Genomic DNA, 21190 nt, shown 5'->3' with positions numbered 1-21190 from the left:
TAGGACCTGTCAGGGGGGCGAGTGGACCCAAGAAAGAGCGATGCGCAAGGCCTCATGCCTCGCGGCCCATCCCCCGTGCATGCCTCGGCAGGGGAGGTGGGGAGAATCCCGGTAGGGACGCTGTCCTCTAATTTTAAGAATCCGACAATTTTCTGGTAGGCTGAGCTCCAGGTCATCAACGAGCGAGCCGACGACACACGCCTCCCGACGGTCTCCATGGTGAACGTTCCTGGCTACACCCTCCTCGACACGCTCAAGTCGACGGGGGCAAGCATCCTCTACAACGCGAGGCGGGACGCCGATCGCCTGCCTGTCATCGTCAAGATGCCGGTGGCGCAGCACTCCGGTGCTCGGGAGGCCGAGCGCTACCGGCGGGAACACGCCATCCTGCACAAGCTCCGGGACGTGCGCGGCGTCGCCAGGACCCTGGGGTGCGAGCAGAGCCAGGGACGCCCGGTGCTCCTGCTGGAGGGCGCTGGTGGCAAGGCCCTGTCCGAGGGCGTTGGCCGTCCGCTGGGGGTGGAGCGGTTCCTGGAGCTGGCCATCTCCCTGTCGGAGACCCTGGCGGAGATCCACCGTCACGGCGTCATCCACAAGGACCTCAAGCCCTCCAACCTCATCCTCCTGCCCTCGGGCGAGGCGCGCATCATCGACTTCGGGACGGCCATCCTCCAGACGGTGGAGCACGTGGACGCGGTGTCCACCACGCTCATCGAGGGGACGCCGGCCTACATGTCCCCGGAGCAGACCGGGCGGATGAACCGCTCGGTGGATCACCGCAGCGACCTCTACTCCCTGGGGGTGACGTTCTACGAGCTCCTCACGGGCACGCTGCCCTTCCACGGCCGCGACGCGCTCGAGTGGTTCCACGCGCACATGGCCCAGCTCCCGAGGCCTCCGCACGAGCGTGTTCCGGGCCTCCCTCCCGTCCTGTCCGCCATCGTGATGAAGCTCCTGGCCAAGGTGGCCGAGGAGCGCTACCAGAGCGCGGAGGGGCTGAAGGCGGACCTCGAGCGGTGCCGGGACGACCTGCGCCGGGGCGTGCGCGAGGAGTTCCCGCTGGGCGCGCACGACATCTCCCCCCACTTCCAGATGCCCCAGCGGCTCTACGGGCGCGACACGCAGGTCGCCACCCTGGTGAGCGCCTTCGAGCGGATCTCCCAGGGAGGGAGCCCGGAGCTGCTCCTCATCAGCGGCTACTCGGGCATCGGGAAGTCCGCGGTGGTCCATGAGCTGTACCGGCCGGTCGCGCAGCGGCGCGGCATCTTCCTCCAGGGCAAGTTCGACCAGTTCCAGCGGGGCATTCCCTACGCCACCCTGGCCCAGGCCATCCGCGGTCTGGTGCAGCAACTGCTGGCCGGTACCGACGCGGAGCTCGAGGTCTGGCGCGAGCGCCTGCGGGAGGCCTGGGAGGGACATGGACAGCTCCTCGTGGAGCTGGTTCCGCAGTTGGAGCTCGTCGTGGGCAAGCAGCCCCCGCTCCCGGAGCTTCCACCCACCGAGGCGCAGGCCCGCTTCAACCGCGTCTTCCAGCGGTTCCTCGGCGCCGTCTCCACGTCCGAGCACCCCCTCGTCGTGTTCCTGGACGACCTGCAGTGGGCGGACCCGGCCAGCCTCCGGCTCATCCAGCACCTCATCTCCCATCCGGACACCCCACCGCTGTTGCTGGTGGGGGCCTACCGGGACAACGAGGTCTCCCCGTCCCACCCGCTGATGCTGGCACGCCAGGAGATGCTCAAGGAGCGTGTCCGGGTGACCGACATCCGGCTCGAACCGTTGAGCCTGGAGCAGCTCCAGCGGCTCATCGCCGACGCACTCCCGGGCGCGGGCCAGGAGCTCATCGAGCCCCTCTCCGCCCAGGTGCACGAGAAGACCGGCGGCAACCCGTTCTTCTTCATCCAGCTGATGCGGACGCTGAACCAGGACGGGCTGCTGACCCGCACGCCCGAGGGCTCCTGGCGGTGGGATGCCGAAGGCGTCCGGGCGCGGGGCTACTCCGACAACGTCGTCGACTTCATGGCGGGCAAGCTGCGCCAGCTCCCCGAGGTGACGCAGCACCTGCTGAGCCTGTCGGCCTGCGCGGGCAATGTCTTCCCCCTCCAGACGCTCTCCATCATCTCCGACCTGCCGGTGGGGGAGGTGGAGCGGGGGCTCGAGTCCGCGCTCCAGGATGGCCAGTTGATGCGCAGCGGCTCGGAGCAGTACCGCTTCCTCCACGACCGCATCCAGCAGGCCGCCCATGCCCTCATCCCCGAGGAGCAGCGCAAGGCCGTCCACCTGCGCATCGGCCGCCTGCTGCGGGCGAGCCTGTCCCCGGAGGAGATGCGGGAGCGGGTCTTCGACGTCGTGAACCAGCTCAACGCCGGAGCGGAGCTGATCCTCGCACCCGAGGAGCGCCACGACGTGGCACGTCTGAACGCCGAGGCGGGCAGGAAGGCCCAGGCCTCGACCGCGCACCGCTCGGCCGTCTCCTATTTCACGGCGGCCCTCCAGCTCCTCCCGGGGGACTCCTGGGAGCGGGAGCACGCCTTCACCTTCGAGCTGCACCTCCAGCGGGCCATCAGCGAGTTCATGAGTGGCAACCCGGCCGGGGCACGCCAGCTCTCGTTGACACTCCGTCCCAGGGCTCGTACCCCCGCGGAGATCGCCGCGGTCACCTGTTTGCGCGGTGACATCCACGTCGCCGCCAACGAGAGTGAGGAGGCCGTCGCCTGTCTGTTGGATGGACTGGCCGCGCTGGGCATGCCCATGTCGCCCCATCCCTCATGGGACGAGGTGTTGGCGGCCAACGAGGAGGTGTGGGCCCTGATGGGGGAGCGCTCCATCGAGAGCCTCGTCGACCTGCCCCTGATGACGGATCCGGACACGAAGGCGGCGATGAACATCCTCTCCGCCCTGTTCGCGCCAGCGCTCTTCACCGACCTCAACCTGCTCATCCTCCACCTCTCCCGGATGGTCCTCCTGTGCCTGCGTCACGGCAACACCGAGTCCGCCGTGAACGGGTATGCCTGGTACGGGCTGATGCAGGGACATTGCTTCAAGAAGTACCGGGAGGGGCATGCTTTCGCATCGCTCGCCTGTGCGATCGTCGAGTGCCACGACTTCTCCGTCTCCAGGGGCAAGGCGCTCTACGGCATGGAGCTGGTCAACCACTGGACGCGGCCCCTCTCCATTTCGGTGGAGCTCATCCGCGAGGCCTTCCAGCACGCGGTCCCGGCCGGTGACTTCCAGACCGCCTGCTATTGCTGCAACCACACCGTCACCGACCTGCTGGCCCTGGGGCACTCGCTGGAAGAGGTCTACCAGGAGTCGGTCGCACGCCTCGACTTCGTGCGCAAGGCCGGCCTCCAGGCCTCGCAGGACGTCATCGTCTTCTCCCAGCGCTACGTGCAGCAGCTGCGCGGCCTCTCGCCCTCGTTCGGTTCGTTGAGCGGTGAGGATTTCCAGGAGGAGTCCTTCGAGGCCCTCATGGTCTCGGCCCCCGTGTCCACCGTGATGTGCTGGTACTTGATCCTCAAGCTCCAGGCGCGCTTCATGAGCGGCGCGTACGAGGAGGCACGCCAGGCCTTGGTCAGAGCCGGGAAGATCCTCTGGTCCTCGGTCGGCCACATCCAACTGTTCGACTACCACCTCTACAGCGCGCTGACCCTGGCCGCCTGCTACGAGGACGCGACCCCGGAGACGCGGCGGGAGTACCTCGAGGCCCTGCGGCGGCACCACGCGCAGCTCGAGGAGTGGGCGAGCCACTGCCCCGAGAACTTCCGCGCGGCCGAACGGCTGGTCTCGGCGGAGCTGGCCCGCTGCCTGGGCATGCAGGACGAGGCGATGTACGCCTACGATGCGGCGCTCCAAGCCGCCCGCGAGCATGGCTTCCTCCAGAACGCGGGCCTCGCCGCCGAGCTCGCGGCGCGGTTCTGGCGCGAGCGGCGCGTCCCCACCATCGCCCTGCCGTATGCCCGCGAGGCCCGCGATGCGTACCGGAAGTGGGGTGCCGAAGGAAAGGTCCGGCACCTGGAGGAGCGGTGGCCCCTGCTCGTGGCCTCGGTGGAGGGCTTGGACTCTACCTCCCACGACACGAGCTCGACGCAGCTCGACGCGCTCTCCGTGGTGAAGGCCCAGCAGGCCATCTCCGGAGAGATCGTCCTGGAGCGGCTGGTGACCACGTTGATGGAGGTCGCCATCGAGAACGCCGGCGCCCAGCGCGGTGCCCTCCTGCTGCCGCATGGCAACTCGCTCCGGATCGCCGCCATCTCCAACGACTCGGAGGATGGCGTCCAGGTGTTCCCGGAAGAGGAGGCCCACCCCGAGTGCCTGCCCCTGACCCTGCTCGCCTACGTGCGGCGCACGTGCGAGCACGTGCTCATCGGCGATGCCTCGCGGCCCCATTCCTTCTCGTCCGATGCGTACCTCGAGCGGGGCCTGGCCCGCGCGGTGCTCTGCCTGCCCCTGATGCGCAAGGAGGGGCTCGCCGGCGTGCTGTACCTGGAGAACCGCCTGGCCGCCGAGGCCTTCACTCCGTCCCGTCTCACGCTGCTCGGGCACATCGCCTCCCAGGCCGCCATCTCCATCGAGAACGCGCGGCTCTATGACGAGGTCCAGCGCGCCGAGACCGCCCTGCGTCATGCCAAGGACGAGCTCGAGCGGCGGGTGGACGAGCGCACGCAGGAGCTCAAGCAGACCCAGGTCCGGCTCGTGGAGACGGCGCGCGCGGTGGGCATGACGGAGATCGCCTCCAACGTGTTGCACAACGTGGGCAACGTCCTCACCAGCGCCGTCGTCAACATGGAGATGACCCGTCAGGCCGTGGGCGCCTCACGGATCGTCCGGGTGAGACAGGTGGCCACGTTGCTGGAGGAGCACCGCGGGCAGCTGGCGGACTTCTTCACGAAGGATCCGCGTGGCGAGCGGCTGATCGAATACCTCTCCGCCCTCGCGGATGAGCTCCTGACCGAGCAGACGGACCTGCAGGAGAACCTGGAGGCGATGAACCGGCACATCGAGCACATCCGCGCCATCGTCCAGGTGCAGCAGACCTACGCGAAGACCTCGCTCCTGCTGGAGGAGTGTGACCTCGCGCAGCTCGTCGACGATGCCCTGCGCATCCAGCAGGAGGCGCTCAAGCGCCATGGCGTCGACGTCACCCTCCAGATCGATCGCGTCCCCCGGGTGCGGTTGGACAAACACAAGGTGTTGCAAATCCTCATCAACCTCATCAGCAACGCCAGGTTCGCCCTGGATGGGATGCCCGAGGGACAGCGGCGGATGACCGTGCGGCTCACCGCCGGGAATGGGCATGCGTGCCTCCAGGTGGTGGACAATGGCATCGGCATCGAGCCGGAGGTCCAGGCGAAGCTCTTCTCGCACGGCTTCACCACCCGCAAGGACGGTCACGGCTTCGGCCTGCACTCGAGCGCGCTGGCGGCGCAGATGCTGGGTGGAAGCCTGACACTCGAGAGCGAGGGGCCGTACCGGGGGGCCACGGCCACCCTGGAGATTCCCCTCACTCCAGACACGGTATGAGCCAGGGGGCTCCTAACGCTTCTCCGGCAGCAGGGTGTAGTCGGGGAAGTTGCCGAAGAGCCGCTCGCCAGGGGGGCCCTGGGTCACGGCCTGCACCAGGTAGGTGCCTCCCACGAAGCAGCCCTGCCAGGACTGGCCGATGCCACCAAAGGTCTCCTCCCGGTCTCCGCGCGAGCGCACGGCGTTGATGCCCACCTTGAAGGCGCGCAGCTCGGAGGCGATGCGCCGGGCCGTCCCGGGCTCATCACAGGCGATGGAGGCCACGAGCGCACCGTTGGAGACGTTCATCTCCGTGATGAGCTCCTCCTCCGTGTCCACGACCACGATGGAGTCCACCGGGCCGAACGGCTCGTTGTGGTAGAGGCGGCAGTTCCTCGGCACGTGGAGGAAGGCGCAGGGCCCGAGGTAGGCCGACACGTCCTGGCCCGGCAGGAACATGTCCGACTCCAGCCGGCACTTGTACAGGGGGATGGCTCCCTTGGATTCGGCCTCACTCATCATGCCGTGCAACTCCTCGACCTTCTGGCTGTTGATGAGGGGTCCGAAATCGACCGCGGGGGGCGCCGCCTCCGGTTTGTCCCCCAGCAACGGGTGGCCCACCTTCAGCGACGCGAGCAGGGGCAGGTACATCTCGAGGAAGTGGGGCACCAGGCCGCGTTCCACCACGAACCGCGGGTAGGCCGTGCAGCGCTGCTTTCCATACTCGAAGCCCTTCTTGAGTTGCTTCGCCAGCCCGTTCCAATCGCTGAAGCGCCAGAGGCCGTAGGTGTTGACCCCCTCCATCTCCAGCATGTACCGCTTCTTGCGGTCATAGAGGCTCGCGGCGATGTCGCGCCCGTTGGCCTTGCCGCCAACGAAGGACAGGCACGCGATGTGCGGGTTCCTCACCAGGGCCTCGCTGAGCTTTCCTCCAGAGCCGCTCACCAGTGACACCGGGAGCCCGCAGCGGCGCGCGAAGGCCATCGAGAGGGTGAGCGTCAGCAGCCCTCCATCGGTGGGAGACTTGGCGATGACGGCATTGCCGGCGAGCACCTGCACCAGCACGGCATGCATCAGCACCGACATGGGGTAGTTCCACGAAGCAATATTGGAGATGAGCCCCAGCGGTCCACGGCCCTCCAGCATGGAGTCGATGTTCTCCACGTACCACTTCACGCCGGAGATGCACCGCTCCACGCTGAGCCGCGATTGCGGCACGGGCTTACCAATTTCCCAGGTGAGGAGAAATGCGAGCAGCTCGTGGTTCTCGCGCAGGAGGTCCAGGCAGGCGCTGACCCGCTCCTTGCGCGTGTCGAGGTCCACCCGGGCCCATTCCTCGGCCTCGGCGGCCGCGGAGGTCACCGCGTACGTGGCGGTCGCCAGGTCGAGCATGGGCAGCGAGGCCAGCTGGGAGCCATCCACCGGAGAGAGGTAGGGCTTTCCGTGACCCGGATAGCCCCATTCGCGTGCAACCAGGTTGAGCACCCGGCCCTGGCTGTCGAAGGCCTCGGGTGCGAGAGCACGCACGCGTGACAGGAGGAGGTTCCATTGAGCGGAAGCAATCAAGACCTTGGACACAGGGCACCTCGCAGGAAGCGGCGCCATCAAGATGGATGGCCTCACGCTTCGGTTCGACGTCGTGCGTCAGAGGTGTGCCACGTGGCAGCCCGTCGCAAGCAGTCCCTCCGGGTCGGGCGGCCGGGCGACGGGCCTGCCCCGGTAGACGTGGATGCGAATGTAAGGGGCCGTGTGAGTCGTCTTTCCGCTCCAGGGTACGAGCCTCGTCACGGTGGAAGACAGACACGCCGTCACGCGAAAAATAATCAGGTCCTACAGCTTGTCCGATGAACGGCGATTCCTACTTCTCCTGTGCGCTCGTGGAAATTCCACGGGCGCCCCCCCTACCCGGAGAAGTGACATGAAGACGTTCAAGTTGTCCGTATTGCTGATGATGAGTGTATTCGTCGCCGCAGGCTGCGGGGAGGAGGCTCCCGGCCAGTCGCCAGTTTCCCCGCGGGAGCCGCGCGGCGCCGCCCTCGAGGGGGCGTCGCCGTGGTTCATCAACTCCTCGATGGAGATGGCGCGCCAGCTCCATACCGCCACCGTGCTGGGCTCGGGCGAGGTGCTCGTGGCGGGTGGCAACAACGACGACCAGTACGCCCTCCAGGAGGCGGAGCTGTACAACCCCTACGCGGACTCCTGGTATCCCACGGGCTCTCTGGGCCTCGCGCGCTGGGGCCACACCGCGGTGGAGCTCGGCTCGGGCGAGGTGCTCGTGGCCGGAGGCTACTCCCCCCAGGGATGGACCGCGACCGCCGAGTCGTATGATCCACGGACGGGCACGTGGAGCTGGACGGGCTCCATGAACGAGCCACGCCTCTTCCACACCATGACGCGGCTCGAGTCGGGCCATGTGCTGGTGACGGGGGGGTTCAGCGGCAGTGGCATCCTGGCGAGCGCGGAGCTGTACGATCCGAGCACGGGCACGTGGAGCAAGACGGGCGCCATGAACGTGCCGCGCGCGGAGCACATGGCCACGCTGCTCTACACGGGTGAGGTGCTGGTGACGGGCGGTTGGAACGCGCAGGGCTCCGTGCTCAACTCGGCGGAGCTGTACGACCCTCGCACGGGCAGGTGGACGCGGCTGGGCTCCATGTTGGCGCCGCGCATGGGCCACTCCGCCACCATGCTGTACTCGGGCAAGGTGCTCGTCGCTGGCGGGGTAGAGGGCTACGCGGACGGCTCCGCGGAGTTGTACGACCCGTACAACAAGAGGTGGTCCGCGCTGCCCCCCATGAACGTGCCGCGCGTGGGTCATCTCGCCACCCAGCTCTACTCGGGAGAGATCCTGGTGACGGGCGGCGTCGGCGACTTGGACTATGAGTCGCGCGCGGAACTGTACGACCCCGTGAGCAATGCCTGGCTTCCCGCGGGCTCCGTGAGCCGGGCCCACACCTTCCATACCGCGACGCGGCTCCACACCGGAGAGGTGTTGGTGACAGGTGGCCAGGACTACGATGGGGTGCACGCGGGAGTGGAGCGCTACCGCCGCTGACGGTGACAGGGGCCTCAGCGCCGGGTGAGCTTCACCCAGACGCCTGACTTCGCGCGCAGGGTGGTGCTGAGCAGGAGCTCGGCCACGCGGCCGGGCACTGCTTCCACGTGGAAGCGCTGCGCGAGGCGGGTGAGGATGAGCTGCGCCTCCATCAGCGCGAACTCCTTGCCGATGCACTGCCGCTGGCCCGCGCCGAAGGGCACCCAGGCGTGTTTGTGGCGGCCCGCCGAGCGCTCCGGCGTGAAGCGGTCCGGGTCGAAGCGCTCCGGTGCCTCCCATGCCTCCGGGTGGCGGTGGATGTGGTGCAGCATCAGGCCCATGGACGTGCCGGCGGGGATGCGGAAGCCATCGATGACGTCCTCCTCCACGGTCTTACGTGCCAGCCAGAACACCGGCGGGTAGAGCCGCAGCGCCTCCTGCGCCACGTTGCGGCACCAGGCGAGCGGCGTCAGGTCCGCGAACCCGGGCACGCGCGTGCCCACCGCGCGCTCCACCTCGGCCTGGAGCCGCTGGAAGAGGTGCGGCTGCTGGGTGAGGGAGTGGATGGCCCAGGCCATGGCCACCGACGTCGTCTCGTAGCCGGCGAGGAAGAGCGTCACCGCCTCGTCGCGCAGCTCCCGCTGGTTCATCCGCTCGCCGGACTCCTCGTCCACCATGTCCAGCAGCAGGGAGAGCAGGGTGGCCTCTCCGTCCGTGTTCCGGCGCGCCCGCTCGATGACGCTGAACACCGTTTCGTCGATGGTGCGCAAGGCCTCCCGGTAGCGGGCGCGGCCGGGCACGGGCACCCAGGCGGGCAGGGCCTGGGTCGCGAAGCCGAGCAGGATGAAGTCGATGACGTAGACGAGCGCGCTCGCCACGCGCTCCGTCTCGCCGGGCTCCAGCCCCGTGCCGAACATGGTGCGCACCATCACGTTCATCGTCACGCGGTTGAAGGCCCGGGCGATGTCGAAGGGCTCGCCCCGCGCGGCGGCGGCCTCCCAGCCCGCCAGGCACTCGTCGATGGCCTCCACCATCTTCTGCGTCAGGGCCGCGAGACGCTGGTGATGGAAGGCCGGCTGCATCATCCTCCGCTGGCGCATCCAGAAGTCCCCCTCGCTCATGGCCAGCCCGTTGCCCAGCAGGGTGCGCAGGGAGTCGAACACGGGACCGCTCTTGCCGTAGCTGCGCGCCCGGTCCACGAAGACGTGCTGGGCGTGGCGCGGGTGGCAGAGCAACACCACCTCACCGACCTTCAGGTCGAGCGTGAAGATGTCTCCGTGCCGCTCGCGCAGCTCGGAGACGTAATCGAGCTTCCGGATCAGCAGCTCCGGCAGGGTCCCCAGCAGAGGGAGGCCTGGGACGCGGGGTGGTGTCTGCATGTCGGCGGCATGGTGCAAGCGTGCTCTCCTGGTTGGACGAAGAGAGCATAGACCCATACCCTCAGTCTGGTCTTCAGCTCCGGGCCCCCCATCCCATGGGAATGGAGGCTCGTGATACTTTCACTCGCCAGGCTGTTCGCGAAGGAGCGCTTCATGACATTGGCCGCGAGTGCATCGTCTCCCCGTCATTACAATCTCTTCGACCCGGGAATGTTCGACAATCCGTTCCGTCTCTACAATGAGATGCGTGAGGCGGATCCCGTCTATTGGTGTGAGCCATTGCAGGGCTGGATGATCTCCCGTTACGCGGACTGCGTGACGGCGCTGCGAGACGGGGCGCGCTTCTCGGCCGCGCGCATGGCGCACCTGGTGGCGGCGCAGGCGCCGGATGTCAGACCGGACGACATGCCGTTCTCCTTCCGCCTCAACACCTTGGGGATCATCTTCCAGGACGGGGCCGCGCACGTCCGCCTGCGCAGCCATGCCAACCGGGCCTTCACGCCTCGCGCGCTCGAGGCCTATCACTCCCTGGTGCGCGACACGGTGGACCAGCTCGTGGCCGAGGCGCTGGCCCGGGGCAGCATGGATTATCAGAAGGACTTCGCCGAGCCGCTGCCGGCCATCGTCATCGCTCGCATGTTCGGTGTGCCCGTGCAGGACCGGCACCGCTTCAAGCAGTGGACCGAGGATCTGACACTCTTCTTCAGCCAGGGCGTTTCGGACCGCGCTGGCGCCCAGCGCGCGGAGGCGGGCGCCCGGGACTTCGGTGCCTACCTGCAGGATCTGATCGACAAGCGCCGCAGCGAGCCCGGCGAGGACATGCTCAGCTACCTCATCGGGGGCGAGAGCGAGGGCCGCATCACCGCCGAGGAGCTCGTGGTCCAGGCGGTGATGCTGATCGCCGCCGGCCACCTCACCACGCTGGACATGCTCGGTACGAGCATGCTCGCGCTCCTGGAGCACCCGGCCGAGCTGCGCCGCATCCAGGAGTCGCCCGAGTTGCTGACCAATGCCATCGAGGAGTTGCTGCGCTTCCAGAGCCCCGTGCAGATCATGCACCGGTTGCTGACGGAGGACGTGGAGATGGGTGGCCAGCGGATGCGCAAGGGCCAGCTCGTCTACATCAACTTCGCGGCGGCCAACCGGGATCCCCGGGTGTTCTCGGAGCCGGACCGCCTGGACGTGGGCCGGGCCAACGCGAAGCAGCACCTGGCCTTCGGTGGTGGCGCCCACTACTGCGTGGGAGCCAACCTCTCGCGCATGGAGGCGGAGCGGGCCTTCGGAGAGCTCTTCCGGCGCATGCCGGGTCTCCGCGTGGCGGCCGAGCCCGTCTGGCGCCGGCATGGGCTGGTGTACCGCGGACTGGCCTCGCTGCCCGTCACCTGGTGAGGGGGTAGGGCCGACCATTGAAAGCCCTGGAGTTCCGCGGATTTCCGCGAAACTCCAGGGCTGCGGAGAAACAGACCAGTCCGGCTGCAAGCCGGTTTCGCATGGAGGTCACGACGAGTTCCTCCTCTGGGTAAGACTCTGTCGCCGTCCACGCGACGCGTCTTTCCGGTCGTTGGCGCCTATTGCCGGATCTTGCGCTTATCGGTACGCGCGGCGATACCGGGCGGGCGTGAGTCCGGTCGCGCGGCGGATGGCGTGAGTGAGCTTGCTCTGCGAGCTGTAGCCACACACCACGGCGATGCGCCCGAGCGGCAGGTCGGTCTCGCGCAGGCGCTGCTGGGCCTTCCCCACCCGGAGCCGCTGCACGAAGCCGTACGGCGTCTCACCGGTAGAGGTACGGAACGCCCGCGCGAAGTGGAAGCGGCTGACCCCGGCACGAGCGGCGAGATCCTCGAGCGTGATGCGCCCGTCGAGATGGGCCAGCGCGCAGAGCTGGACGCGCCGCAGCGCCGCAGGTGAGAGCCCGAATGGCGCGCGGCCGGTTGGAGGCGGGGAACTCGGCAAGCGCCCGGATGCGTGCGGCGTGTCGCTCCTGCAGCGTGCTCCCCACCTTCAGGAACCGTGCGAACGCCGCGAGGTCACGCGTGGAGAACTGCTCCAGCAGGCGCGCGCCGTCGTCCCGAATGGGGCCCCACAGGCTCTCGATCCACTCGCGGGCGTGCTCGGTCAGCGCACGCTGTCGACCTGCGCCGCGGTCCGCCGAGGCGATGGGCCGCACGTAGCCGGCCGCCTCGAGCCGCGCCAGCATCGCGGATACCTCGCGCGTGGGGCGCGCGTCTCTTCGAGCCCAAGCCTCACCTCACCTCGCCAGGCGCAACGACATGAGGGCGCAGCGCCCACGATCGGCGAAAAGTATAGCGGGGATGAAGCGGCTGGCCGGTCTCGAGCGCTGCGAATGACACGGCTATGGCAGTCGGTCGAGGGCATCGTCCCGGGCGGGCTCGGGCGCAGTGTCCTCCAGCGGCCGGACGCCGCAGGCCAGCAGCAGTTCGGCAATAACATCCATCTCCGCCGCGTCCCGTGTGGCGTCGTGCCAGGGATCGTGGCGCCGGCTGCCACGCGGCACCCAGATCACCGTCTCGTAGCGGGCGCGGGTCAGCAGCACACGGTAAGTGTTGATGATGTGGCGCCGTTCCTCGGCGCTGCGCACGATTTGCCAGCGGTCGCCGACGAAGCGGCGCGGCAGCCAGCCGCCCTCGTGCCACACCAGGTCGCCGCCCCAGGCAAGGCCGACTAGGTCCAGTTCCAGCCCCTGGCAGTCGTACTCCGTGGCAAAGCTCTCAAGCGCATCGGAGGCGCGAACATCCGGCCAGCGCCTCAAGAACCAGTCTGCCACGTCCTCGGCCTGCACACCAAGTCCTTCGGCGCGCAGCCGCTTCGCCCCCGCTGCCGCAATCAACCCGGCGCGGCGCTGCCCCCGCGCGAGCCGCCGCAGCGCCGCTCGCACCATATCGAGATCACGCGCGAGCAGGAAGGGTAGGGCACCGGCGCTGTCCGCGATCTCGCGCGCCTCCCTCACCGCGCCGCGCAGCAGCGCATCCACCCAGGAGGCGCCAGCGACATCGCGCACGCTGCGAACGGGTACCGTCAGGTCGAGGTCGTCGTCACGGTCGAGCCAGCCCGGCCAGCCCTCAGCCAAGCGCTGCACGGGGTCAGTGGTCTGCACCGCGCGAGGAGCCGCGACGGCGCGCCAGGTGCCGTTCGAGGCAGCGACGACGCGACCCCACTCCGCGAGGCCGGCCTCGCCAGTGTTGATCTCCTGTCCGTTGCCGATGAGTGCGACGATCACGGCCCATCCTTCATGCCGGCCCATGATCTCCAGCGTGTGCGCCGGCTCGCTCATGGTGAGGCGCGAGGGCTTGTTGCGCGTGCCGATGCGCGCCTTGTCCTCGTCCCAGGCGCGCTGCGCCTCGTCGAAGACGATCAGTCGGTCGGACGGTGCGCGGCGTTCCTGGTTAGTTGCGTTGTCCTCAAGGAAGCGGTGCACGTTCTGCAGCCGGCCCTTCACGCGCCGATCCGCCTCAGCGCGGTTACACTCGCCGCGGGCCACCGCATCGGCGGCGAGTGCCGCTCGGAGAACAGAGACGAGTGGCACATTTCCGGTGAGGAAGGCGCTATGTGCGCCGGCCTCGTTCGCGAAGACCGCGTTGAGACCACAGAGCGTCTTGCCCGCGCCGGGGATGCCAGTGACGAAGACCACGCGCTTGTCTCCTGCCTTCTGCGCGGCGGCGACGTTCCGGGCAATGGCGAGCGCGGTACGGGTCAGGTTGGTGGTGTCGGCGCGCGCCGTGGCGATCTCGGCCACCCCGTTGCGGGCGTAGAGCATCGTCGCAGCCTCCACGATGGTCGGCACTGGCCGATAGGGCGCATTGAGCCAGGCGGTGCCGTCGAGCGGCGCCGGAGCGACCGGTGCTGCGGACTGCACCCAGCGCAGCAGCGCACCGAGCCCGCGATGGCCGCAAGCTATGGTCGGTAGCACGCCATGCCAGCGCAGCGGCGGCTGGGCCGGCGGCACGAAGCCGCCATCGCCTGCGACCAGTACGGGCAGGACCGGATGGTCGCGGCTGCCGGCGTGGAAGTCGCGCAGGTCGAGCGCGTAATCCTCCGCCTCTGCCATGGTGGCGCGGCTCGGCGCGCCCGTCTTGAACTCGAGCACGAGGATAGAGCGGTCGGTCAGCACCACTGCATCCACGCGCTTCTCGAGGCGCAGCAACTCGTATTCCAGCGCGATGGTCCACCCTGCGCCGCCGGCCTCAGCGACGGCGGCCCTCAGTGCGGCGAGCTCCGTCTGCCAAGCGAAGTCCTGGTCCTGTGAGCCAGAGTGGCCACGCGCCTGTTGAGCGGCAGCGAGGCGGCCGAGTGTATCTTCCGGCGCGCGAGTCAAAAGCTCCGCACCCGTGCAGGAGAACCAAGCCTTCATGGACGGCGATCCTAGCCGTTCCGGCGTCGTTCCGGCCAGGTGGCGAGTAGCACGCTGCCGGTCAGCAGGAGGAAATCCGTGACGTGCACCGCGGCGAAGATGCCCGCTATCCTCCTCGAGCTCGTAGTCATGGCCCGGAGCATAAGAAAAATGGCTGCTCGAGCACGAGCAGCGATTCGCGTCGAGGGCTCCTCTCGAAGCGATGTGAGGCGGACGTGAATCTGTCCCTGGATCTTCCTCCGTGGAACCCCGAGGATGCGTGCCCCTCGCGGAGGAGCAAGGCATGTCACGGTTCTGGGGATTCTTCCTGGCGGTCACTGCGCTGGTGTTGGGAGGATGTGGGGACGCGCGTCCGGTCTCGGATGTATCTCGGGGAGAGGCTCGTCAGGAGTTGGCCGCTCCGACCCTCACGAGCTTCAGCCCGACGAGTGGTAGGGCCTGGTTGAGCACCATCACCCTGACCGGTACCGGCCTCGCCGGGACGCGGGTGGTGCGCTTCAACGGCGTGGCCGCCGAATTCGAGGTCGACAGCGACACGAGGGTGTCGGCGGAAGTGCCCTATGGGGCTTCCTCCGGACCCATCACCCTCGTCACGGACGCGGGCTCGGTGAGCTCCTCGACCTCCTTCACGGTAATTCAAGAGCCGGAGCTCACCGGTTTCTCGCCGCGGTATGGCGCCGCCGGCACCCTGGTCACCCTCACCGGCAACAACCTGACGGGCGCGACGGAGGTCAGCTTCGATGGGGTCGATGCCACCTCCTTCACGGTGGTCGACAGCACCCGCATCACCGCCACGGTTCCACCAGGCGCGACGACCGGAGAGGTGCGGGTGTACACGCCGGGCGGGTACTCTTCTCTCGGTGTCTTCACCGTGCTCAGCAGCGCCGTGCCCACCCTCACGTCCTTCAGCCCGACCTCCGCGGGTGAGGGGAAGCGCGTCACCCTCACCGGGACGGGCTTCACGGGGGCCACCTCGGTGAGCTTCAACGGGACCGATGTCTCCTCGGTCTCCGTGGAGAGCGACACCAGCCTCTACGTCTACGTCCCCACGGGCGCGTCCACCGGCCGTCTCCGCGTGTACAACACGCAGGGCGTGGGGGTCTCGTCGTCCGACTTCACCGTCCTGCCCGCCCCTCGCATCACCGGCTTCAGTCCCACGTCCGGCCCCGTCGGTACGGTCGTCACCCTGAACGGCAGTGGCTTCACGGGTGTCACGGATGTCCGCCTGGGGAACACGACGCTGACCGTCACCCCCAAGAGCGATACCCAGCTCACCGTCACCGTTCGGGCCGGAACCCTGAGCGGAACCTTCCGCGTCGACGCTCCGGGCGGACGGGCCACCTCCGACTCGACCTTCTCCGTGCAGAGCAGCGGCAGCCCCACCCTGAGCAGCCTCTCTCCGAATGCCGGCTGGGTCGGCACCAGCGTCACCCTCGACGGCACGAACTTCACCGGAACCACGGAGGTCAGCTTCAACGGCACTCCCGCGACGGACTTCTCGCTCAGTGGCGACGGTCGCCTCTATGTCGACGTTCCGAGTGGTGCCACCAGCGGCTCCATCCGCGTGGTGAACACGAAGGGGCAACTGGGCACGCCCCCTTTCACCGTCAGGCCGTCACCCACGCTCACCGGGTTCAGTCCCAAGAGCGGCGCGGTGGGGACCGTGGTGACGCTCACCGGCAGCGACTTCGCGGGGTCCCCGTCCGTGCGGTTCGGGGGAGAGTACGTGGACGCCACCGTGGTGAGTGCCACGCAGTTGACCGCCATCGTTCCGGCAGGAGCGGAGTCGGGGCAATTGGTGGTCTCCGTGGCGGAGCATTCGCTCACCTCCACGGAGAGCTTCACGGTGCTCGGCGGCGCCGTGCCCACCCTCGCTCGCTTCTCCCCGACGAGCGGTGACGTGGGCACCCAGGTGACCATCGATGGGGCGAACTTCACCGGGGTGAGCCGGGTCGAGTTCAACGGAGTCCCGGCGTCGTACGTCTCCCTCACGAGCGATGGGCGGCTGAGTGCGTCCGTGCCGACCGGTGCCAGCACAGGCCCCATCCGGGTCGTCACCAGCGCGGGGGCGGTCACCTCGAGCACGTCCTTCACCGTGCTCTCGACGCCGGTCGTCACTGGCTTCACTCCCGCGCGCGGCACCATCGGCACCACGGTGACGCTCACCGGCACCGGTTTCACCCGGGTCCGCCTGGCGAGGTTCGGGTCGGTGGACGCCACCTTCATGGTGGTCAGCGACACCGAGCTGAAGCTCATCGTCCCCCTCGGGGCGAGCACCGGGCGAATCACGCTCCTCGCCGGGTCCACCAGCTACTCGAATGGCGAGTTCGTCGTGGATGCCAACAGCGCGCCCTCCCTCACGCGCATCAGCCCTTCGGCGGGCGGTGTCGACACGATCGTCTACCTCTACGGCTCGGGGTTCACCGGCACCACGCGGGTGAGCTTCAACGGCATCCCGGCGAGGTACGTCTCCCCCTCCAGCGATGGCGCGTTGACCGTCCAGGTGCCGCCCGGAGCCACGAGCGGGCCCGTCCAGGTCACCAACTCCGTGGGCAGCACCACGTCCAGCACCTCCTTCACGGTCCTCCCACTGCCGGCCGTGACAGGCCTCTCACCGACGAGTGGCCCGGTCGGGACCCGGGTGACGCTCACCGGCACGGGCTTCACCGGCACCAGCACCGTGCGCTTCGGAGGCGCCTCCTCCTCCCGGTTCGAGGTGCTGAGCGATACCCAGATGACCGCCGAGGTGCCGGGCGGAGCGGTCTCCGGGCCCGTGACGCTCTACGGAGTGGCGGGCTACTCCCTGGCTTCCGTGGACTTCTCCGTGGTGAGCGGCTGTGCGCCCTTCATCACCGAATTCTCTCCGGAATCCGGTGGGCCGAATGGCGTGACCGTCACGGTGCGGGGTGACTGCTTCACCGGGACCACCCAGGTGCGCATCAATGGCATACCGGCCCGGTTCTCGATGGGCTCCGACGAGTCCCTCTATCTCTGGATACCCGAGGGAGCGACCTCGGGTCCCATCTCGGTGCGGAACCCGCTGGGCACCGCCACGTCGAGTCGGCCGTTCACGGTGGTGCCGGGACCGGCCATCTCCCGCATCTCGCCCACGAGTGGCCCGCCCGGCACCCAGGTGACGATCACCGGTACGGGGCTCGCCGATACGTATTGGGTGAGCGTGCCGGGGGGGAGCTCGGGCTCCTATGAGGTCCTCGGCGACACGCAGGTCGTCGTCACCATCCCCTGGGGTGGGCGCTCGGGTCCCATTTCGCTCATGACGCGCGGTGGCAGCGCGGTCTCCACGGAGAGCTTCACCGTCCAGGCCGTGAATGCTCCCACCCTCACCGGCTTCGCCCCGGCCCGGGCCGGCCCCGGTACGGAGGTGTTGATCGAAGGCTCCGGCTTCACCGGGCTCACCGAGGTCCGTTTCAACGGAGTGAAGGCGGAGCTCTTCTCGTACACCGGGAGTGACACGCGGCTGTTCGTCGTGGTGCCTCCGGGAGCCACCACCGGTCCCATCACCGTGGTGAACACCCGGGGCAGCGCGACCTCCTCGGCCAGCCTCATCGTCGACTCCGGGAGCGCCGTATCGCTCTCCGGCATCAGCCCCGCCAGGGCAGCGGTGGGCGCCACCGTCGAGCTGTCCGGCACGAACCTGTCCGGGTGTCAGGCCCTCTTCCCCGGCCTCTCCAGTGGAGCCAGGGTCCTCTCCAATACGGGGACGCGGATGCAGGTCGTCGTGCCGGAGTCTTCGGCGTCCGGGTACCTCCAGGTGCGCTGTGTCACGGGAGCGGCGTGGATCCACTTCGAACTGGCGCCGCCGCCGCGCATCACGGGCATCAGCCCGTCGTCCGGCCCCTCCACCGGAGGGACGCGGGTGAGCCTCACCGGCTCGGGCTTCGAGCCGGGGGCCACGGTGTCCTTCGGTGGGGTGGCGGCGAGCGGGGTCACCGTGGCGGATGGCGAGCACCTCAGCGCCACGACTCCGGCGCACGCGGTGGGAGTGGTGGACGTGGTGGTCTCCAACCCGAGCGGGAGCCGCGCCACCCTGGGCGGGGGCTTCACGTATGAGAAGGCCCCCGCGCCGGTGCTCACGGGCGTCGCTCCGAGCTCCGGCTCAACGCGGGGAGGGAGTGCGCTCACGCTCACGGGCTCGCATTTCGTGGCGGGGGTCCGGGTGACCCTGGGCACCGTCGAGGCCACCGATGTGACCGTCGTCAGTGCCAACACCCTCACCGCCACCGCTCCGGCGCGCGCGGCGGGAGTCGTGGACGTGGCGGTCATCAACCCGGACGGGCAGTCCGCGGTGCTCGCCAGGGGGTTCACCTATCTGGCGCCGCCCGCGATCTCCTCCATCACCCCGGATTCGGGCGAGAGCAACGGGGGCCAACGGGTGACGATCTCCGGCTCGGGCTTCCGGACGGGAGTGAAGGTGCGCTTCGGTGGGGTGGAGGCCGAGGGCGTGTCCCTCCTCGGTGACACCTCGCTCTCGGCCTTCACGCCGGTGCATGCCCCGGGCGTCGTGGACGTGCAGGTGGAGAACGCGGACGGGCAGTCGGCCACGCGGGGAGGTGGCTTCACGTACGTTGCCTCGCGTGGGCCGTACCTCACGTCCGTGAGCCCGAACACCGGCGTGTCCTCGGGTGGAGAGTCCTTCACCCTGCGCGGCGGATACTTCGCGCCCGGAGCCACCGTGAGCATGGGCGGCGCCAACGCGACGAGCGTCACCGTGGTCGATTCCACCACCCTCACCGGGCTCACGCCCGCGCATGCGCCGGGGACGGTGGACGTGGTGGTGCGCAACCCGGATGGGCAGACGGCCACGCTCGGTGCCTCCTTCACCTACAGCCTGTCCCCGGCGCCGGTGGTGGCGGGGCTCGGCCCCAGCCAGGGCTCCTCCAACGGTGGCACGCGGATCTTCCTCACCGGCAGGTACTTCGTCCCGGGCATCACGGTGCACGTCGGCGGAGTGCCGGCCACGGAGGTCTACGTGAACGACGCCACGTCGCTCGCCGCGACCACGCCCGCGCATGCGCCGGGGACGGTGGACGTGGTGGTGAGGAACCCCGACGGGCAGACCGGCACCCTGGCGAACGGGTTCATGTACGTCGTGGCTCCCGCGCCGGGCGTCTCGGGCATCAGTCCCGGAAGGGGTCCGAGCACCGGCGGGACGCGCGTCACGCTCACGGGGAGCCACTTCGCACCGGGTGCCACGGTGCTGATCGGCGGTGCGAGCGCCACCGAGGTGACGTGGGGGGCCTCCAACTCCCTCACCGCGACCACGAGCGCTCGGGCGGCGGGCACGGTGGACGTGGTGGTGAGGAACCCCGATGGGCAACAGGCCACGCTGCCCGGGTCCTACACGTACGAGCCCGCGCCGGCGCCGACCCTGGCCGCCATCAACCCGGGGCACGGTCCCGCCACGGGAGGTACGCGCGTCACCCTCACCGGTGCCCACTTCGCGCCGGGGGCCCAGGTGCTCCTCGGGGATGTCGCGGCCACGGAGGTGAGCGTGACCAGCGCGACGTCCCTCTCCGCGACCACGCCCGCGCACGCGCAGGGCAAGGTGGACGTGGTGGTGCGCAACGCGGACGGGCAGGGCGCCATCCTGGCGGGGGCCTTCACCTACGACATGCCGCCTCCGCCCACGGTCGTCTCGGTGGCTCCGGGCAGTGGCATCTCGACGGGAGGGGCGCGGGTGACCGTCACGGGAACGGGCTTCGGCCCGGGGGCCTCGGTGCGCTTCGGCGGTGAGGCCGCCAGCGGCGTCACCGTCACCAGTGACACCTCTCTCTCCGCGATCCTCCCGCCGCACGCGCCGGGCAGGGTGGATGTGGTGGTGCGCAACACGGATGGGCAGGAGGGCGCCCTGCTCGGGGGCTTCACGTACGAGGCGGCTCCGGCCCCCACGCTCGTGGGGCTCTCTCCGAGGAGCGGCTCGGGCAATGGCGGGACGATGGTGACGCTCAGCGGCAGCGATTTCGCGCCGGGGGCCCGCGTGACGTTCGGGGGTGTGGCGGCCCCGGTGGTGGAGGTGGCGAGCTCGAGCTCCCTCACGGCCACCACGCCGGCTCACACGGTGGGACGGGTGGACGTCACCGTCACCCATCCGGATGGGCAGAGGGCGACGTTGTTTGGGGCGTTCACCTATGAGGCGGCGCCTCCTCCGGTCCTCTCCTCCGTCTCTCCGGCCGCGGGCCCGTCCAGGGGCGGCATCTCGGTCACCCTGCGGGGCTCGGGCTTCGTGCCGGGCGCCTCCGTGCGCTTCGGAGGCGTGGCGGCCTCCTCGGTGCTCGTGGTGAGCGGCACCTCCATCAGTACCCTCTCGCCGGCCCACGAGCCGGGTCGGGTGGACGTGGAGGTCATCAACCCGGACGGGGGTCGGGCAGTCCTGGCGGGAGGTTTCCTCTACGAGGTGGACGGGCCTCCGACGGTCTCCTCCGTCAGCCCCAACACCGGCTCCACGAAGGGGGGCACCGTCATCACCGTTCGAGGCCGCAACTTCGCCCCCAACGCCCGGGTGACGCTCGGAGGGGCGGATGCCACGAACGTCGTCGTGGCCAGCTCGACCTCCCTCACGGCCACCACACCTCTCCGCGCCACGCCGGGGACGGTGGATGTGTTCGTCCTCAACCCGGATGGGGCCAACGGCCATCTGGCGGGGGGCTTCACCTATACGGAGGAGCCGCGGCCGGGCGAGGGGGAGGGCGAGGGCGGAGGGTGTGGAGGTTGCGCGGGAGTCCCTGGCCTGCCGGGGGTCGCGCCATTCCTCCTGCTCGGCCTGGCGCTGCGGCTGCGTCGGAGGGCTTCGCGGCGGTAGGCCCACGGCCGTCGATGCGAAGGGCCTGGAACCGGCTCGCGGCTCCAGGCCCTCGTCGTAGTCGGAGAACCTCACCGTAGGCGGTCCTG

The 21190-nt window shown here is 69.1% G+C and carries 8 protein-coding genes; 4 read left to right on the top strand and 4 right to left on the bottom strand.

Annotation, left to right across the window (positions count from 1 at the left end; all coding sequences use genetic code 11):
* Positions 1–216: 216 nt before the first annotated feature.
* Complete coding sequence (locus NR810_RS09070; protein WP_257450234.1) at positions 217–5520, top strand: trifunctional serine/threonine-protein kinase/ATP-binding protein/sensor histidine kinase; 5304 nt, start codon at positions 217–219, stop codon at positions 5518–5520.
* A gap of 12 nt (positions 5521–5532) precedes the next feature.
* Here the strand turns inward: NR810_RS09070 and NR810_RS09065 are convergent, their stop codons facing one another.
* The gene (locus NR810_RS09065) at positions 5533–7104 is read right to left on the bottom strand and encodes an aldehyde dehydrogenase family protein (protein WP_306817990.1); all 1572 of its coding nucleotides are present in this window, start codon (positions 7102–7104) and stop codon (positions 5533–5535) included.
* Positions 7105–7417: 313 nt separating this feature from the next.
* On the opposite strand from NR810_RS09065, the gene NR810_RS09060 reads away from it, so the two are divergent.
* Positions 7418–8554 carry a Kelch repeat-containing protein gene (locus NR810_RS09060; protein ID WP_257450228.1) on the top strand — a complete coding sequence of 379 codons (1137 nt, stop codon included), beginning with the start codon at positions 7418–7420 and terminating at the stop codon, positions 8552–8554.
* 14 nt (positions 8555–8568) lie between these two features.
* Here NR810_RS09060 and NR810_RS09055 read toward each other — a convergent pair whose 3' ends face one another.
* The gene (locus NR810_RS09055) at positions 8569–9930 is read right to left on the bottom strand and encodes a cytochrome P450 (RefSeq protein ID WP_257450226.1); all 1362 of its coding nucleotides are present in this window, start codon (positions 9928–9930) and stop codon (positions 8569–8571) included.
* Positions 9931–10065: 135 nt separating this feature from the next.
* Here NR810_RS09055 and NR810_RS09050 point away from each other — a divergent pair, with 135 nt between their 5' ends.
* On the top strand, positions 10066–11301 hold the full coding sequence (locus NR810_RS09050) for a cytochrome P450 (RefSeq protein WP_257450224.1): 1236 nt from the start codon (positions 10066–10068) through the stop codon (positions 11299–11301).
* A 198-nt stretch (positions 11302–11499) separates the two neighbouring features.
* On the opposite strand, the gene NR810_RS09045 is transcribed toward NR810_RS09050, so the two are convergent.
* Positions 11500–11865 carry a helix-turn-helix domain-containing protein gene (locus tag NR810_RS09045; RefSeq protein ID WP_257450222.1) on the bottom strand — a complete coding sequence of 122 codons (366 nt, stop codon included), beginning with the start codon at positions 11863–11865 and terminating at the stop codon, positions 11500–11502.
* Positions 11866–12265: 400 nt separating this feature from the next.
* Entirely contained in the window at positions 12266–14281 is a 2016-nt protein-coding gene (locus NR810_RS09040) for a DUF2075 domain-containing protein (protein WP_257450220.1), read from the bottom strand.
* Positions 14282–14564: 283 nt separating this feature from the next.
* On the opposite strand from NR810_RS09040, the gene NR810_RS09035 reads away from it, so the two are divergent.
* Positions 14565–21101, top strand: coding sequence for an IPT/TIG domain-containing protein (locus NR810_RS09035; RefSeq protein ID WP_257450218.1), 6537 nt, complete (start codon positions 14565–14567; stop codon positions 21099–21101).
* The last annotated feature ends 89 nt before the right edge of the window (positions 21102–21190 follow it).

The organism is Archangium lipolyticum (assembly GCF_024623785.1).
GTDB lineage: Bacteria > Myxococcota > Myxococcia > Myxococcales > Myxococcaceae > Archangium > Archangium lipolyticum.
Note: the sequence above shows the minus strand (reverse complement) of the source record. Positions and strands in the feature narration are given on the sequence as shown.